Source organism: Sphingomonas sp. UYP23 (assembly GCF_054059235.1).
Map to the genome: position 1 here is coordinate 1,980,688 of NZ_JBSSBX010000001.1, position 17,783 is coordinate 1,998,470.

The following is a 17,783-nucleotide window of genomic DNA, read 5'->3' on the forward strand; positions in this document are numbered from 1 at the left end:
CGTTCATGTCTGTCACCGCCCTCATCGTCGAAGACGAAATATTCGTCGCGCTCGACCTCGAGCGGATTCTCATGGATGCGGGGTATGCCGTGAAGGCGATCGCCGCCGACCGTCTGGGCGCGCTCGACGCCGCTGCCGATTGCAGTTTCGCGCTTGTCGACATCAACCTGCGCGATGGACCGACCGGTCCCGAACTCGCCCGCACGCTGGCGCGCGATTATGGCGTCAAGGTCGTGTTCGTTACCGCCAATCCAGGCCAGATCGCACATCCGAGCGGCGCCGTGGGCTATGTCCGCAAGCCGTTTCGCGCCGATGCGATCCTCGCTGCCGCCGCTGCGGCGACCGCGGGGTTGGAAATCGTGGATCACACGGATTTCGTCCCGCTCGCTTGAGGCGGACGTGGGATCGTGAACGCCCCGCGGTGACGATCAACCGCGGCTGAGCGAACTTTCCGGAAGCGTAATCTCGACCTCGAGCCCGGCGCTGTCCCAGCGTTGTACGACGGTGCCGGCAAGCTGGCGCACCGCGCTCAGTTCGATCAGTTGCGATCCGAATCCGGTTTTGGTCGGCTGCGCCACTGCCGGTCCGCCGCGTTCGTGCCAGTCGATCACGATCCGATCGCCCGCGCGACGGCTATGGACCCGCACCGTGCCCGCGTCATGGTACAAGGCACCGTATTTGGTCGCATTGGTGGCCAGCTCATGGAACAGCAGGGCAAGCGGTGTCGCCGAGCGATCATCGATCGCGACATCGTCGCCGCTCACCGCGATCCGCGCGCCGGTGCGCGACTGATAGGGCTCGAACAGCTCGCTGAGCAGGCCTTGGAGACTGGTCTGGTCGGCCGACGGGCGCGACGTTGCGCTGTGAGGCCGGACGAAATCATGCGCGCGTCCCAGCGCGATGACGCGTGCGCGTAGATCGTCCGCAACATCGGCGAAGCCGGGATGCGAGCGCGCCGAAAATCCGATCAGCCCCGATATCACTGCGAAGATGTTCTTGATGCGGTGGCTCAGCTCCTGCGCGACGACTTCGCGTTCCTCGCGCGCCAGCTTGCCCTCGTGAATATCGGTGCACGTGCCGAACCAGCGGACGATCGCGCCGTTTTCGTCGTAGATCGGCAGCGCCCGGCCAAGCGTCCAGCGATATTGCCCGTCATACCGGCGCAGGCGATATTCGATCTGGTACGGCTCGCCGGTGTCGAGCGAATGCTGCCACACCGCCCAGGCGCGCTCCTGATCCTCGGGATGGAACATACCGGCCCAGCCCTCGCCATCGGTCGATCCGGCAGGGACGCCGGTGAACTCGTACCAGCGCGCATTGTAATAGTCGTGGAAGCCGTCGGGCTGGGTCGACCAGACCATCTGCGGCATCGTGTCGGCAAGCGTGCGGAAGCGGCCCTCGCTGTCGCCGATCGCCGCGCGCGAGGCAGCACTTGATCGGCTATCGTCGAGCCGCCGCAAGACATCTGCGCTCAGCACCAGCAACCCCTGGCGCTGCAGCGCGGTCAGCCCGGCGCGCGGAACGGTGTCGATCACGCACAGCGAGCCGAGCGGTATTCCGTCGCCGCGGACCAACGGCACGCCGGCGTAGAACCGGATGCCGATCCCGTCGATGACGAGCGGATTGTCGGCGAAGCGCGGATCCTGCGTCGCGTCGGGGATGACCATGATGTCGTCCCCGAGCATCGCATGCGCGCAGAACGACATCTCGCGCGGCGTCTCCGACACATCGAGCCCGGTGCGCGACAGGAACGTCTGCCGCTCCGACTCGACGATACTGACCAGGCCGATCGGCACGTCGCACAACGCGGCCGCGAAATCGGTGATGCGGCGCAAGGCCGCATCGTCGCGCAGCGACTCGATATCGTGTTCGGCGATCGCCGCGACACGCGCACGTTCATCGATCCGCCAGCCATGCGTCGCCGATGCGGACGGTTCAGAAGAGTGGGTCATGTCCGACATCAACGCGACAGATCGCCCGCGGTTCAGAACGGCACGTCGTCGTCCAGATCGTCGGCAAAGCCGCCGCGCTGGCCACCGGCACTGGACGGAGCACCGCCGCCGCGTGCTGCGCCGCCGCCGCCACGCTGACCGCCGCCATAGCCGCCACCACCACCGCCGCCGCCGCCGAAATCGTCATTCCCGCCGAAATCGTCGCGCTGGCCACCACCGCCACCGCCACCACCGCCGCCCGAACCGGGGGCGCCGTCGAGCATGGTCAGGACGCCGTTAAAGCCCTGCAGCACGATCTCGGTCGAATATTTGTCGTTGCCGCTGGCATCCTGCCATTTGCGGGTCTTGAGCGCGCCCTCGATATAGACTTTCGAGCCCTTGCGTAGATACCGCTCGGCAACGCCGCCGAGCGCTTCGTTGAAGATCGCAACCGAATGCCATTCGGTCTGTTCCTTGCGCTCGCCGGTATTCTTGTCCTTCCACGTCTCCGACGTGGCGATGCGCAGGTTCACGACCTTGCCGCCATTCTGGAACGACTTGCTCTCGGGATCGCGCCCGAGATTGCCGACGATGATCACCTTGTTGACGCTGCCGCCCGCCATATCCGTAAGTCCCGCTGCTGTGGGCTCGCTAGAGCCCGAATCCGACTGCGGCCCAATAGACCGCTCCTGCAGCGATGTAGGCGAGCGCGAACAAATAGCCAACCATGAAGGCGGGCCACTTCCAACCATTGGTCTCGCGCCGCGTCACCGCGATCGTCGAGATGCACTGCGGCGCGAACACGAACCACATCAGGAAAGCGAGCGCGGTCGGCAGGCTCCAGCGCGTGTGGAGCGTCTGCGCCATCTTGGTTTCGCTCTGCTCGCCGGCGGTGTCGATCGCATAGACGGTGCCGAGAGCTGCCACTGCGACTTCGCGCGCCGCCATCGCCGGAATCAGTGCAAGGACGATGTCGCGATTGAAGCCGATCGGGCGGAAGGCGGGCTCGATCGTATTGGCGATCCGCCCGGCGACCGAATAATTGACCGGCGAGATCGGGCTACCCTCGGGCGGCTTGGGAAAGCTCAGCAGCGCCCACAGCACGATCGTGGTGAAGGCGATCGTCGTCCCGGCGCGCTTGAGGAAGATTTCCGCGCGGCTCCACAGCCCGATCGCGAGATCGCGCAGCCGTGGCAGCTGATACTTCGGCATCTCCATCATGAAGCCCGACGAGGCGCCCTTGGTCACCGTCCGGCGCAGCACGAAGGCGACGACGAACGCGCCGACCACGCCCATGATGTAGAGCCCAAGCATCACCAAGCCCTGCAGCCCGACGAACGGCAGCACCTTGGTGTTGGGGATCAGCGCGCCGATCACCAGCGTATAGACGGGCAACCGCGCCGAGCAAGTCATCAGCGGCGCGACGAGGATCGTGGTGAGACGGTCCTTCTCGTCCTCGATCGTGCGCGTCGACATGATGCCGGGCACCGCGCAGGCGAAGCTCGACAGCAAGGGGATGAATGCGCGGCCCGACAGGCCGACGCTCGCCATCACGCGGTCCATCAGGAACGCCGCACGGACCATGTAGCCGCTCGCCTCGAGCACGAGGATGAAGAAGAACATGATCAGGATCTGCGGCAGGAACTTTACCACTGCGCCGACGCCGGCGATGATGCCGTCTGTGATCAGCGAGCGCAGCACCGAATCGGGCATCACGTCCTTGACCAGCGCCGACACGCCATCGAACACCGACGCGATCGCATCCGCCGGCGCGGCGCCTGCGAAGAACACCGCCTGGAACATCACGAACAGGATCGCGAAGAGCAGCACGAGCCCGAACACCGGGTGAAGCGCGACCGAGTCGAGCGCATTGCCCCAGCGCCGCGCCGGCGCTTCCTCGACCGTCGCCGCCTGCGCGATCTTCCGCGCGCGGCGTTGCAGCGTGACGATGTCCTCGCCGATCGCGTGATTGCTCGGGCGCAGCCGGATCGCGGCGTCCGCATCGACGATCCCGCCGAGCAGGATCTTGAGTTCGTCGAGCCCACGCCGCCGCACCGCAACGGTCGGCACGACGGGCACGCCGAGCTCGGCCGAGAGCTTCAACGGATCGAGCGTCAGTCCGTCGCGCTCGGCGAGGTCGAACATGTTGAGCGCGACCACCACCGGCAGACCAAGCGCGATCAGCTGGAGCGTGAAGCGAAGGTGATTGTCGAGGTTCGAGGCATCGACCACCACGACCAAGGCGTCGGGCAACCGCTCGCCCGCTTGCGTGCCGGTGACGAAGTCGCGCGTCACACGCTCGTCGGGGCTCGAGGGTTCGAGACTATAGGCGCCGGGAAGGTCGACCAGATCGACAATGCGGCCATCGGGCAGCGTCAGCTTGCCCGAATGCCGCTCGACCGTGACGCCGGGATAATTGCCGACCTTCTGCCGGGCGCCGGTCAGCGCGTTGAACAGCGCGCTCTTGCCGGCATTGGGATTGCCGACCAGCGCCACCAGCGGCGCAGCGGTCATATTACTGCGTGACGGGCGAGACGAGGATCGCGCCGGCGACCGCACGGCGAAGCGCTACGGTCATGCGGCCGATGCGGCAGGCGATCGGCCCTTTGCCGAGGCTTGCGCGGTGAAGAACTTCGACGCCGACGCCTTCATCGAAGCCGAGTTCGCGCAGGCGGCGGGCCTCGGGCGTCGAGAGATGCGTCCAGTCGATCGCCGCGACCGTCGCCTGGCGGCGTTGCGGCAGCGACTCGAGGCTGAGCGACTCGGGAGCGGAGAGCTTCATGCTACGCAAGATATCCATCTGCGAGCGATTATCAATAACAACGGCGCAATGCCAGCTTTAATTGCGACGCACTCGCAACCAGCGCGATCAAACCGCGGGGTAGCGCAATCGCCCGATAAATCGCGACAGGCTGGGGCGCAGCTCCGACTTGGCGACGAGCTTCGCCTTGGTGGTCTCGAACCGCAGGATGCCCTCGATCCGTCGCGCCAGAAACGCGCGCGTGTCGGTATAGCCGTCGCTCTGATCGTTGATAAAGACGGTGACGGTCGCGGCATAGACGCCAGCGAGGATCGCGCGCTTGGTGTAATGATTATAGTCAGTCGCGGTGTCGCCCGCGGCGCGCCAGATGACGTCGGCCGCGTGCCAGCCGAGCTTTACCCCGCGCGCAGCATTCTGCGGCAGCGCCAGGATGGCGAGCGCGCGGCGCAATGCCTCGCGGTCGGGCGCGGTCTCGGACAGGCGCGCTTCGACCAGCGCGGTGATTTTCTCGCGCACCTTCATCGCGCCGAGCCGTTCGGGCGAAACGCGCACCAGCATGTCTGCATCGATATGCGCGAACCAGGCGGCAATCATGTCGACTGCGCCGCCGGGAAAGGCGAGCCGCGCGACGTCGCGATCGACCCCGGCGGCATCGGCCGCCATGTCCCGCGCCGCATCGCCCCAGCCGTCAAAGCCCGCATTGCTGGCGATGGCGGACGCCAGTGCGGCGCGGATTTCGTCGAGCGTCGCGTCGTCGAGCGAAGCTGCGGGGGCGAGCGAGTCTGTCATGCTTGCTATCTAGGCGCGCGGACGCCGACTGACCAGTACGAGCGCGATCGCGACGAGTACCGCGCCGATCAGATCGGCCATGCCCAGCCGCTCGCCATAGACGATCCACCCGATCGTCCCTGCCACCACCGGCTGTGTAAGGAGACCGAGCCCGACCGTCAGCGGCGGCAAGCGGCCGAGGGCGTAGATCATCAGTCCCTGGCCGATGATCTGGCTGACCAGCGCCAGCCCGATCAGCGGCGACCAGTGTGCCGGCAGGATTTTTTCGCCCAGCGCCAGTGCGAACACCAGCAGCGGCAGCACGCTGGCGAGCGTCGACAAAGCGAGCGCGGGCAGCGGCGCCATCGTCGCGCGGACGCGGGCCATCAGGATGAAATAGCCGGTGTAGAGGATGCCAGCGGTCAGGCACAACAGATCGCCTGCGAGATGGCGTGGATCGAGCTGGTACGATTGGCCCATCAGCAGGGCTGCGCCGATCGTCGCAAGTGCGAGCGCGACGCCCTGGAGGCGCGTCGGCCAAGCGCGCGCGACGAGGAAGCCATAGAGCGGGAACATGAGCGTCGCCGAATTGCCAAACAGCGTCGCATTGGCGAGCGTGGTGCGCAGGATGCCGAGATGCCAGCTCCCCAGATCGGCGGCAAAGCACAGCCCGCCGAGCGCGATAATGCCCCACAGGCCGCGCGGCACTGTCCGCGGTCGCCAGCCGGTCGCGAGCGCTGCCGCTCCGAGAACCGGCGCGGCGAGCGTGATCCGCCAGAAGGCCGATGCAATCGGTCCGGTATCGGCGAGTCGCACGAACCACGGCCCGAATGCGAGTGCCCCGTTCGCCACGATCAAGGCGAGCAGCGGGAGAAGCGTCGTTTCGGGTACGACAGATATTCTTTTCAGGCGACGGTCGTGCATGGCGCCCCCTAGCTTCCTATCTGGGGCGCGTCTCAGCAAAAGGACTTTTGCATGCCAAGTCTGTTCGATCCCATTCAACTCGGTGCGATCCAAGCGCCCAATCGCATCCTGATGGCGCCGCTCACGCGCGGTCGCGCGACCAAGGGTGCCGTGCCGACCGAGTTGATGACCGAATATTACACGCAACGTGCGAGCGCTGGTCTGATTATCTCGGAAGCAACCGGGATCAGCCGCGAGGGTCTCGGCTGGCCGTTCGCGCCGGGCCTGTGGACCGACGAACAGGTCGAAGCATGGAAGCCCGTCACCGATTCGGTCCATGCCGCGGGCGGCCGGATCATCGTCCAGATGTGGCATATGGGACGTCAGGTGCATTCCTCGGTGATCGGCGGCCAGCCGGTCTCGTCGTCGGCGACGGCCACTGCCGGCCAGGCGCACACCTTCGAAGGCAAGCAGGATTTCGAGGTCGCACGTCCGCTCGCGCTCGACGAGATCCCGCGCCTGCTCGCCGATTATGAGCTGGCGACCAAGAATGCGCTGCGGGCCGGGTTCGATGGCGTGCAGATCCACGGCGCGAACGGCTATCTGATCGACCAGTTCCTGCGCGACAACGCCAATTTCCGCGATGACGTTTACGGCGGCTCGATCGAGAATCGCATCCGCCTGATGCGTGAAGTGACCGAGCGTGTCGCTGGCGTGGCGGGTGCCGACCGCACCTCGATCCGCCTGTCGCCCAATGGCGATTCGCAGGGCGTCGATGACAGCAACCCCAAGGCGCTGTTCGTCGCTGCGGCCAAGGCGCTCGACGAGATCGGCATCGCCTTCCTCGAACTGCGCGAGCCGGGCCCCGGCGGCACGTTTGGCCGCACCGACGTTCCCAAGCTTTCGCCCGAGATCCGCGAGGCGTTCTCGAATCCGCTCGTGCTCAATTCGGATTATCGCAGCGTCGACGAGGCGCAGGCGGCAATCGACTCGGGCGTTGCCGATGCGATCGCGTTCGGCCGCACCTTTATCAGCAATCCCGATCTGCCCGAGCGTCTGCGCACCGGCGCGCCGCTCGCCGCGGACAATCCCAAGACGTGGTACAGCCAGGGACCTGAAGGCTATATCGACTATCCAGCGCTGGAAACCGCTGAAGCCTAAGCCGTATGCGCCGCCTCGATCGATCTCGGGGCGGCGCTACCCGCTAACGGGGCAGGAGACCCTAGAGCCGCCGCGCGATGACGCCGGCGCCCCATCCGAACAGCACCGACAACGCGACCGCGGCGAGCCCGTAGAGCACCGATTGCCGCTCGGCCGAGCGCGCGACGAAGCGCTCGAAACCCGATTTGCGAATCTCGATCTCGCGCGTCGCTGCCGCGAGCACGCGGCCGTCACGGATCAGGAAGGTCTCGGCGGTGAAGCGCCCGACCGGCACGCGCGCCGGAATCGTGACGCGCGCGCGGTACAGCACGCCATCGGTGATTTCGACCGCGCCCGGCGCCTCGACATACAGGCCGGTGCGCGTCTTGAGATCGACCAGCCCGCGCGCGAAGCGGTCCTGCTCCTGGAGCGGTGCGCTAGAGGCGGGCGAGAGCTGCAGGCTCGACAGGCCGAGCTCGTAGATCGCCCGCGTCCGTGCATCGAGCATCCGTGCGATCGGCTTGGACGAGGCGATCGCGTAGAAACTCGGCGCCGAACGGTATCGCAGCCGGCTGGCGTTGACCCAGATCAGCCCACCCAGCTTCTGCTTCTCGCGTACCAGGATCGACTGGACCGGCCCCTTGACCACGACGACGATGTCGGTCGGCTTGTCGTCATCGGGGAGCCGCCCGCCGGGATAGAGGATCGCGCCGAACAGCAAGAGGTTCGCGCCGGTGAAGCTGTATTGGATCTCGATATCGCGCTGCGACACGTCGGGGACGAGCACGGGCTTGGTCGCCGGCCGCGGCGTGGATTGCGCCATCAGCAGCGGCGCGGCGAGTACCGCGAGCCAGCCGCGTTTCACGACAGCTCGACCGAATAGATCGCATCGGGCCGCCACCCCAGCCCGAGCGCGATCCGCCCGGCGACGAGCAGCACGATCACCGCGAGCGCGAGCCGCAGATATTCGGGCTTCACGCGTGCTGCAAACCGCGCGCCGATCTGCGCGCCAGCGACCGAGCCGAGCAGCAGCAACGCGGCGAGCACGATATCGACCGCCTTGGTCGTCGTCGCATGCACCATCGTCGCCATCGCGGTGACGAACAGCGTCTGGAACAGCGAGGTGCCGACCACCACCTGCGTCGTCATGCCGAGCAGATAGAGCATCGCCGGCACAAGGATGAACCCGCCGCCGACGCCGAGCAGGATCGTCAGAATCCCTACCCCGAAACCGAGCAGCAGCGGCGCGAAGGGGGAGATATAGAGGCCTGAACGGTAGAAGCGCGTGCGCATCGGCAGCGATGCGACGAGCGGATGGTGGCGGCGCTTGCGCGGCTTGGGCGCCTCGCCGCTGCGCATCCGGCGGATCGCGCCCCACGCTTCGGTCGCCATCATGCTGCCGATCGAGCCGAGCAGCAGGACGTAGACGATCGCGATCACCGTATCGATCTGCCCGCTCGCCTGGAGCAAGCGGAAGATCCAGCCGCCGAACACCGCCCCGACCAGCCCGCCCGCGACGAGGAAACCGCCCATCTTGAAATCGACGCCCTTGCGTCGGACATGCGCGAAGACGCCCGAGACGCTCGCGCCGGTCACCTGGCTCGCGGCCGAGGCCGCGGCGACCGTCGGCGGGATGCCATAGACGATCAGCAACGGCGTGGTGAGGAACCCGCCGCCGACGCCGAACATCCCCGACAACAGCCCGACGCCGCCGCCGAGCAGCACGATCACCAGCGCGTTGACCGAAAGATTGGCGATGGGCAGGTAGATGTCCATTGCCCGCCAGCGTTAGCCGCTCGGGCGGCGTGCGCAAAGCACGGCGTGTCAGAAATCGGTACCAAGCGTCAGTGCCGGGCCTGACTCGGGATGAGCCTCGCCAACGACCCGCTCACGCCAGTCGAGCGCGAGCCGCACCGATTGCTTACCGAGCGGCAGTGCGACACCGAGCGATGGTCCGAGATCGAGCCGGGTCGCGCCGCGCTGCGCGCCGCCCCACACGCCCGCGCCGAGATCGCAGCGGATCTCGCCAAGCGTCGCGACCGGATGCGTGACGCGCAGCGCGCCGTCGACATAGGGTTCGGTCGCCGCGCGGCGGATGATCCCGGCCTGCGCATAGGCTTCAAGGCGGACGTCGTGTGCAATCGCGATGGGCCCGATCCCGCCGATCGCACCGACGCCGGGCCCGCCATGCCCACCGGTCAGCGCGAAACGCTGTTCGGCAACGAGCCGCAGCGGAAGTTTGGTCGGTTGCCATTCGACCCCGAGCGAGGCCTCGCGTAACCCGCTGGTGAGCGGTGACGTCATGCGTCCGACCAGCGCAACGCGCCGCTCGACGTCGAGCGCATAGGCCAGGCGTACGCCAGCTTGCGATCCGCCAAGCTGTCCGCCGAACGCACCGGGCGCAAGTCCGGCGCCGCCGCGCACGACCATCCAGGCACTGCCCGACCAACGGGACGCGATGGGCGATCGCGGCGGCGCCGCCAAGGGGGGGCGGGGCAGTCCTGGAAGAAGCGGGGGCGCCGGCGGCACGGACTGCCGATCAGCGGCCTTTGCAGGCGGCGGGCGCACCTCTACGCTGCGCATCGGAGCCGCACCTTCGCGACGATGGGGGGTGAGCCGAGGGATCGCTATCGCAATGCGCCGCGCTGGCGAAGGGGGAGCGGGTACGAGCGGTGTGGGCGGCGTACGACGGCGCGACCCGGTCTGCGCGGCATGTGCGGAGGGAACAAGCAAAGACCCTGTCGACGGCGTCTCGATCGCCCTGTCGGGCTGCGGCCAGACCATCGCGACGCGCGCGGCGACCCAGCCGACGGCGACGACTCCCAAGAAGCGTAAGGGTCGCCCCCGGCCGGAGATTGCTATCGGTTCTGGCACGACGCAGCAGGTTCGGTCGTGCCGGGAAAGACATGGCTGGTCTTGTCCCAGCGCAGTGTTGCGCCGCGCAGCGATCGGACATAGGCGCTCATCGCGCCGCGCGCCGCGAGCAGGGCGACATAGTTGCTGACCAGCGCGCGCGGCAGCGACCAGAGTGCCTCGCGCCAGCCATACGCCGCCCCGGTCGCCGCCGCGCGCCAGACAAGCCGCCACGCCAGCAGCCCCCCGTTCAACTCCAGCAACCGTCGCATCGCCGCCGACGGTGGCGCTGCGACGGTGCCGGTGAGGGCATGAGCGAGCAGCGTAGCGCCCCAGGCGACCAGCGCCGCATAGGCGCAAAACAGCACCAGCACCGCAAGCGGCGCGCGCCGGTCGCGCATCCGCATCCAATGGTCGCGCCAGTCGAGTGCATGCCCCCACCCGATCCGATCCCAGCCGGCGAGCGCAATCCCGGTCATCCAGCGCGCCTTCTGGCGCACCGCAGTCGGCACGTTTGCGGGAAAATAGGCGCGAACCGCGACCAACTCACCGCGCGCGCGTGCGCGAACGCGCGCAAGCACGCCGCGTCCGCCAAGCGTGGCGACGAGCAGGCCGAGTTCGTAATCCTCGACGATTGATCCGGCGTCGAATGGCGTACCCCCGCGCGCCGCGGCAATCCGCCCGAGCATAGCGCGCTCGATCGCGCAGCCGACTCCGGCGAGCGGCAGGCCAACCCCGAGCGCCTGCCGCACGACCAGCTGACGGCCATGCGCGTCGGCGAATTCGTCGGCATAATGGCCTGACACGAGCGGCGCATAGCGATCGACCAGTGGCAACACCGGGAGCTGGACGACGGAATAGCGCCCGATCAGCGCATCGAAGACGCGCAATTCGCCGGGATGGACCAGATCCTCGGCATCGTGCAGCACGACCGCGGCGACCGCGACGCCGTCGCGCGCCTCGTCGCGTTCGAGCGCACGCCATACCGCGTTGAGGCAATCGGCCTTGGTGGTCGGACCCGCGCGATCGTTGATGACCAGACGCACGCGAACGTCGTGTGCCGCCACCGCCGCTACCGCGTCGATCGTTGCGCGATCATTGGGGTAGGTGCCGACATAGAGCCGATAATCCGCATGGTCGAAGCGCGCGAGCGCGCTGTCGAGCATCGCGCCGATCACCGCCGATTCATCCCACGCCGCAACGAACACCGCGATCCGCCGCGCCGGCATTTGGGGAAAGGCATCGAGCGTATGCGGCACAAGCGGGCGCCCGCGCCGCACCGTCACCCAGATCCACGTCAGATCGATCGCCAGATCGTCGCACCCGCCGATGAGAAAGCCGATCACGGCGAACACCATCGTCTCGCGCGCGACTGCGTCCAGCGCAGCGATGACCCATCCCGCCCCCACGACCGGCCTCCTTTGACGACCCAGCCACGCTGGCTTCCCCTCGAGTCGTTCTTCGTGATTTTCCAACAACTTCGATGATTGTGCAAGCCTCTGAAGGCGAGCGCGTTCGTCGCTATACGGACCCCGTCGGTCATCCTATAAGGGCAATCTGGGCGGCGCGGGGGAGAGTTCGATGAAACTGGGTTTCCGGCTCGCATTGCTGGCGCTGGTTTGCGCGCCGTTCGCCGCGTTCGGCGATTCGAGCCCCCAGGTGATCCTTGCGACCCCCGGGATCGGGGATGGCGCGATCGAACGCTTCACCGCGCGCTTCAACCAGCCGATGGTGCCCTTGGGCGATCCGCGTGCGGCCGCGCCGTTCGACGTGACCTGCGCGGTCAGCGGGCAAGGGCGCTGGGTCGACCCACAAACCTTCGTCTATGATTTCGCGAGCGGCCTGCCCGGCGGCACGACGTGCAAGTTTGCGCTGCGCAAGGGTCTCAAGAGCGTCTCGGGCTATGCCGCGACGGGCCAGAGCGAATTCACCGTCGATGCCGGCGGCCCGGTCGCGCGCGCGATCCTGCCCGGCAGCGATTCGGACGAGATCGAGGAGGACCAGACCTTCCTCGTCGCCGCCAATCTGCCTGCTACCCCGGCCTCGGTCGCCGCCAACGCCTATTGCGCGGTCAAGGGCATCGGCGAGAAGATCCCGGTCGACGTGCTGCCCGCCGATCTGCCGGGCAAGCTGCTCGGCGAGATGGGCACCGAGAATTGGAACGTTCGTAGCTTCCTCGAGAGCGGTGGCTTGCCCGCCGCGATCCCGGCTCCGGCGGATCGCGCGAAGGCCTATGCCGGCGTCACCGCGCTGAAGTGCCGCCGCCCGCTGCCGCCCGGCGCCGATGTCGCATTGGTGTGGGGTGCCAAGATCGCCGGCGCCGGCGGCAAGACCGCGGGCACCGACCAGCGTTTCGATTTCACCGTCCGCAAACCCTTCACCGCACGCTTCGAATGCTCGCGCGTCAACGCCGCCGCTGGTTGCAACCCGGTCGAGAAGGCGTGGGTGCGCTTCTCCGCGCCGGTGCCGAGCGAGCTCGCCAAGCAAGTCCGCATCGAGACGGCCGACGGCAAATTGCTGGCGCCGACCTTGTTCGACACCAGCTCGGACACCGAGCGCGGCGATGCGAAGACCAAGGCGACGATTTCCTCGGTCGGCTTCAAGAGCCCGCTGCCGCAGGCGCAGACCGGCAAGGTCGTGCTCCCCGCGGGCGTCAAGGACGAGAGCGGCCGCCCGCTGTCGAATGCCGAGCGCTTCCCGCTCGCCGTGCGCTTCGACGCCGCCCCGCCGCTCGTCAAATTCGCCGCGTCGTTCGGTATTCTCGAATCGAAGCAGGGCGGCGTGCTGCCTGTCACCGTGCGCAACGTCGAGCCCGCGCTGCAGGGCACCAACGTCACGATCGGCGGGCAGGCGCTGCGCGTCGATGGCTCGGACGGCAGGATCGCGGAGTGGCTGCGCACCGTCGGCCATGCCGACGACGAGACCGAGCACGAGGAGACCCGCGGCAAGGAAAAGGTGCGGATCAACGACACCGGGTCCAAGTCGATCCTCGGCGGCGAAGGCGCGCCAATGCAGATCGGCCTGCCCGGCAAGGGCAAGGATTTCGAAGTCGTCGGCCTGCCGCTCGGCGGTGGCAAGCCCGGATTCTACGTCGTCGAACTGGCGAGCCCGGTGCTCGGCCAGGCGCTGCTCGGGCGGAAAGCCCCGCGCTACGTCGCGACCGCGGCGCTCGTCACCAATATGAGCGTCCATTTCAAATGGGGCCGCGCGGCGAGCCTTGCCTGGGTGACCGCGCTCGACACCGGCAAGCCCGTCGCCAATGCCGAGGTGCACGTCACCGACAGCTGCACCGGCAAACTGCTCGCGCGCGGCATCACCGACAAGAATGGTGGGCTCAACGTGCCCCCCGGGCTGCCCGAGCCCGAAGCCTATGGCGGCTCGTGCAACGGCGGGTCGATTCCGCTGATGATCTCGGCGCGCGCCGGCGACGATTTCAGCTTCACGCTGACCGATTGGGGCCAGGGCATCCGCCCGTACGATTTCGACCTGCCGTACGGCTATTCGGCACGCGGCGAGTTCCTCCACACCGTGTTCGACCGCGCGCTCGTGCGGCAGGGCGAGACGGTCCATATGAAGCATATCCTGCGCACCTCGGTGGCGAACGGCTTCGGTCTGGCGCCGGGCGTGACGGGGACGCTGCGGCTGCAGCATCGCGGATCCGACACGCAGTTCGACCTGCCGCTGACGATCGACGCGAACGGCATCGGCGAGAATGAATGGACCGCCCCCGCGGGCGCACCGATGGGCGACTACGACCTGTCGGTGATCGCGGACAACCGCACGATCGAGACCGGCCAGTCGTTCAAGGTCGACGAATACAAGCTCCCGACGATGCGCGCGACGGTGACCGGCCCGAAGGACGCCGCGATCCGCCCGATCAGCCTCGCGCTCGACCTGTTCGTCGGCTACCTCTCGGGCGGCGGCGCATCGAACCTGCCGGTCGACATGCGCATCGGCTATTTCGCGCATGAGGGCACGCCCGACGGGTACGAAAGCTACAGCTTCGGCGGCAAGGCGATCGTCGAGGGCACCAAGCCGCTCAACAGCGACGGCGAGGAAGAGCAGGCAACGCTCCCGCCGACGCAGACGCTCCCCTCGACGCTCGGCGGCGACGGTACCGGCAAGCAGACGATATCGATCCCGCAGACGCTCGACGGCGTCACCGACATGCTCGTCGAGATGGACTATCAGGACGCCAATGGCGAAGTCCTAACCGCCTCGAAGCGCATCCCGATCTTTCCGAGCGCGGTGCAATTGGGCGTCAAGACCGACGGCTGGTTGATGAAGCAGGACGATCTGCGGCTGCGCTTCGTCGCGCTCGACACCGCGGGCAAGCCGCTCGCCAACCAGGCGATCTCGGTCGCGCTCTACAGCCGCCAGATCCTCACCGCGCGGCGCCGGCTGATCGGCGGCTTCTATGCCTATGACAACCGCATGAAGACCGAGAAGCTCAGCCAGACCTGCAGCGCGACCACCGACGCGCAGGGCCTCGCGACGTGCAAGCTCGACCCGGGCATTTCGGGCGAAGTCTATGCGGTCGCGACCACCAAGGATGCCGCCGGCAACGAAGCGCGCGCGACGCAGAGCGTATGGCTCGCCGGCAAGGACGATTGGTGGTTCGGCGGCGACAATGGCGACCGAATGGACGTCGTCCCCGAAAAGCTCGCCTACAAGGCCGGCGAGACCGCGCGCTTCCAGGTGCGCATGCCGTTCCGCCAGGCGACCGCGCTCGTCACGGTCGAGCGCGAGGGCGTGCTCGCAAGCTATGTCACCGAACTCAGCGGGGCGGACCCGGTGGTCGAGGTGAAGATGCCGGGCTCGTACGCGCCCGACGTGTTTGTCTCGGTGATGGTCGTGCGCGGCCGCACCGAGAGCGGGATCTGGAGCTGGCTCCACGGCCTCGCGCGCTCGGTCGGGCTGGCGAGCGATCCGCCTGAGGGGCAGGAGCCGACCGCGCTGGTCGATCTCGCCAAGCCGAGCTACCGCATCGGCATCGCCAAGGTGAAGGTCGGCTGGGAAGCGCATCAGCTCCAGGTCGCGGTCAAGGCCGATAAAGCGCGCTACGCCGCGCGCGACGTCGCGCAGGTCGACGTCCAGGTGAACGGGCCAGACGGCAAGCCGGTCCGCACCGCCGATGTCGCCTTCGCGGCGGTCGACGAAGCGCTGCTCCAGCTCGCGCCCAACGACAGCTGGGACGTGCTGACCGCGGTGATGGGCGAGCGCCCGCTTGCCGTGCTCACCTCGACCGCGCAGACGCAGGTCGTGGGAAAACGGCATTACGGCAAGAAGGCGGTCGAGGCCGGCGGCGGCGGTGGCGGCGATTCGTCGGGGCTCAACCGCGAGAATTTCCAGCCGGTGATCCTGTGGAAGGGCCGCGTCGCGCTCGATCAGAACGGCCACGCGCGGATTCCGGTGACGCTGTCCGACGCGCTGTCGTCGTTCAAATTGGTGGCGATCGCCACCGACGGGTCGCAGCTCTACGGCACCGGCATGGCGAGCGTGCGTACCGCGCAGGATCTGTCGATCTTCGCCGGCATCGCGCCGGTGGTGCGAACGGGCGATTTCTATGCGTCGAGCTTCACGCTGCGCAACGGCTCGGACAAGCCGATGACGGTGACGGCGAGCGTCGATCTCTTGCCCGCGATCGCACAGGGCAAGCCGCTGACGGTGACGATCCCGGCGGGCGGCGCGATGCCGGTCGCGTGGAATCTGACCGCGCCCGCCAATCTCGACGCCTTGCGCTGGCACGTCAGCGCGCGCTCGGCCGACGGCAAGGCGGTCGACCAGATCACCGTCAACCAGGCGGTCACCCCGCTCTACCAGCTCGAAGTGTGGGCGGGGACGCTCGCGCGCGTCGGCGGCGACACGACGATCCCGATCCAGCCGCCGATGGGGGCGATTGCGGGGCGTGGGACGGTCGACATCCGGCTCGACGACACGCTCGCCCCGCCGCTCGCCGGGGTGCGCGATTTCATGGCGCGCTATCCGTATAATTGCTTCGAACAGCAGCTGTCGCGCGCGGTGGCGCTCGGCGATGCGGCGCTGTGGCAACGGCTCGCGAGCGATATCCCGGCCTATCAGGCCGATGACGGGCTGTTGCGCTACTGGCCGTCGGGGAGCCTGACGGGCTCCGAGGCGCTCACCGCTTATGTCCTGGCGATGACGTCGGAGGCCGGGCTGCCGATCCCCGAGGGCCCACGCGCGAAGATGATCGAGGGGCTGAAGGCCGTGCTCGACGGGCGCCTGCGCCACGAGGAATATGGCGATGTCCGGCTCCAGCGTGTCTATGCCTTCAACGCGCTCGCGCGTGCGGGAGCGGCGACGCCGGCGATGCTCGGGCAGTTGAGCATGATCCCGAAGGAAATGCCGACCGCCTTGCTCGCCGATTATCTCGTCGCGCTCGATCATGTGGCCGGGCTCGCCAACGCCAATGCGCTGAAGGCCGCGGGCGAGGCGCGGTTGCGCACCCGGCTCGTCTATGAGGGCACGCGACTCGATCTGTCGGACAGCAGCAACCAGCCGTGGTGGCTGATGTCGTCGGGCGACGAAGCCTCGATCAAGACCGTGATCGCAACGCTCGGCCGGCCCGGCTGGCAGGACGAGGCGGCCAAGATGATGGTCGGCGTCGCGCTGCGCCAGTCGCACGGCCGCTGGGACACCACCACCGCCAACGCCTGGGGTACGATCGCGGCGCGCAAGTTCGCTGCGCTCTATCCGGCGAGCGCGATCGTCGGGAATACGACGCTGGGCCTGGGTGCGCAGACGATCAGCAAGGCGTGGCCGCTGGCGACGACCGCGCGGACGGCGACCTTCCAGCTGCCGGCGACGCTCACATCACTCAAACTGTCGCAGTCGAGCGGCGGCGCGGGGCCATGGGCGAACGTCTCGATCTCGGCGGCGGTGCCGCTGACCAAACCGTTGTTCGCGGGCTATGAGATGCAGCGCAACGTCGAGGTGGTGCAGGCGCGCACCAAGGGCGTGCTGACGCGCGGCGACGTCGTCAAGGTGACGATCACCGTCAAGGCGAGCGCCGAGCGCAACTGGGTGGTGATCAACGATCCGATCCCGGCGGGCGCGACGATCATCGGCGACCTCGGCGGGCAGTCGCAGATGCTTGCCGGACAGGCACAGGCCGGGCCGGGGAGCAAGTTCCAGGCGCGCGATGCCGATGGCAAGCTGTGGGACGTGCAGGTCGGCGTCGTTCCCGCCTATGTCGAGAAGCGCAACGATGCGTGGCGGGCCTATTACGGCTGGGTGCCGCGCGGGGCGTTCAGCGCGTCGTACATGCTGCGTCTGAACGGGGCAGGGCGCTTCAACCTGCCGCCGAGCCGGGTCGAGGCGATGTATTCGCCCGCGATCCGCGCGCAGCTGCCGCTCGCGCCGGTGACGGTGGTGCAGCGTTAAGCAGGTGGAACGGCTGAGGCGGT

13 protein-coding genes are annotated in these 17,783 nt (G+C 67.8%); 3 read left to right on the top strand and 10 right to left on the bottom strand.

Annotated features, from left to right (window positions below; all coding sequences use genetic code 11):
• Positions 1-5: 5 nt before the first annotated feature.
• Entirely contained in the window at positions 6-392 is a 387-nt protein-coding gene (locus tag ACVWYO_RS09840; protein ID WP_457350345.1) for a response regulator, read from the top strand.
• Positions 393-428: 36 nt separating this feature from the next.
• Here ACVWYO_RS09840 and ACVWYO_RS09845 read toward each other — a convergent pair whose 3' ends face one another.
• The 6 genes from ACVWYO_RS09845 to ACVWYO_RS09870 all read right to left on the bottom strand — a co-directional run bounded on the left by ACVWYO_RS09845 (position 429) and on the right by ACVWYO_RS09870 (position 6,384).
• Positions 429-1,952: a PAS domain-containing protein gene (locus ACVWYO_RS09845; RefSeq protein WP_457350347.1), complete on the bottom strand. Its 1,524-nt coding sequence runs from the start codon at positions 1,950-1,952 to the stop codon at positions 429-431.
• A gap of 32 nt (positions 1,953-1,984) precedes the next feature.
• Complete coding sequence (gene ssb / locus ACVWYO_RS09850; RefSeq protein WP_457350349.1) at positions 1,985-2,554, bottom strand: single-stranded DNA-binding protein; 570 nt, start codon at positions 2,552-2,554, stop codon at positions 1,985-1,987.
• A 28-nt stretch (positions 2,555-2,582) separates the two neighbouring features.
• The gene (feoB, locus tag ACVWYO_RS09855; RefSeq protein WP_457350351.1) at positions 2,583-4,445 is read right to left on the bottom strand and encodes a ferrous iron transporter B; all 1,863 of its coding nucleotides are present in this window, start codon (positions 4,443-4,445) and stop codon (positions 2,583-2,585) included.
• A gap of 1 nt (position 4,446) precedes the next feature.
• Positions 4,447-4,713, bottom strand: a complete 267-nt coding sequence (locus tag ACVWYO_RS09860; protein ID WP_133191202.1) for a FeoA family protein — start codon at positions 4,711-4,713, stop codon at positions 4,447-4,449.
• Between the two features lie 87 nt (positions 4,714-4,800).
• Positions 4,801-5,481 (bottom strand): COQ9 family protein, encoded by a 681-nt coding sequence (locus ACVWYO_RS09865; RefSeq protein WP_457350354.1) that lies wholly within the window; start codon positions 5,479-5,481, stop codon positions 4,801-4,803.
• A gap of 9 nt (positions 5,482-5,490) precedes the next feature.
• Positions 5,491-6,384 carry a DMT family transporter gene (locus tag ACVWYO_RS09870; protein ID WP_457350356.1) on the bottom strand — a complete coding sequence of 298 codons (894 nt, stop codon included), beginning with the start codon at positions 6,382-6,384 and terminating at the stop codon, positions 5,491-5,493.
• Between the two features lie 51 nt (positions 6,385-6,435).
• Here ACVWYO_RS09870 and ACVWYO_RS09875 point away from each other — a divergent pair, with 51 nt between their 5' ends.
• A complete protein-coding gene (locus ACVWYO_RS09875; protein WP_457350358.1) occupies positions 6,436-7,524 on the top strand; it encodes an alkene reductase in 1,089 nt (362 codons plus the stop codon).
• A gap of 61 nt (positions 7,525-7,585) precedes the next feature.
• On the opposite strand, the gene ACVWYO_RS09880 is transcribed toward ACVWYO_RS09875, so the two are convergent.
• From ACVWYO_RS09880 to ACVWYO_RS09895, 4 genes are all read right to left on the bottom strand, one after another.
• Entirely contained in the window at positions 7,586-8,368 is a 783-nt protein-coding gene (locus ACVWYO_RS09880) for a TIGR02186 family protein (RefSeq protein WP_457350360.1), read from the bottom strand.
• The gene (locus ACVWYO_RS09885; protein ID WP_140850609.1) at positions 8,365-9,279 is read right to left on the bottom strand and encodes a sulfite exporter TauE/SafE family protein; all 915 of its coding nucleotides are present in this window, start codon (positions 9,277-9,279) and stop codon (positions 8,365-8,367) included. The genes ACVWYO_RS09880 and ACVWYO_RS09885 overlap by 4 nt, the downstream gene beginning before the upstream one ends.
• Positions 9,280-9,327: 48 nt before the next feature.
• Positions 9,328-9,933: a hypothetical protein gene (locus ACVWYO_RS09890; protein WP_457350363.1), complete on the bottom strand. Its 606-nt coding sequence runs from the start codon at positions 9,931-9,933 to the stop codon at positions 9,328-9,330.
• Positions 9,934-10,361: 428 nt separating this feature from the next.
• Positions 10,362-11,765 (bottom strand): glycosyl transferase family protein, encoded by a 1,404-nt coding sequence (locus ACVWYO_RS09895; RefSeq protein WP_457350365.1) that lies wholly within the window; start codon positions 11,763-11,765, stop codon positions 10,362-10,364.
• Between the two features lie 172 nt (positions 11,766-11,937).
• On the opposite strand from ACVWYO_RS09895, the gene ACVWYO_RS09900 reads away from it, so the two are divergent.
• A complete protein-coding gene (locus ACVWYO_RS09900; protein WP_457350367.1) occupies positions 11,938-17,760 on the top strand; it encodes an alpha-2-macroglobulin family protein in 5,823 nt (1,940 codons plus the stop codon).
• The last annotated feature ends 23 nt before the right edge of the window (positions 17,761-17,783 follow it).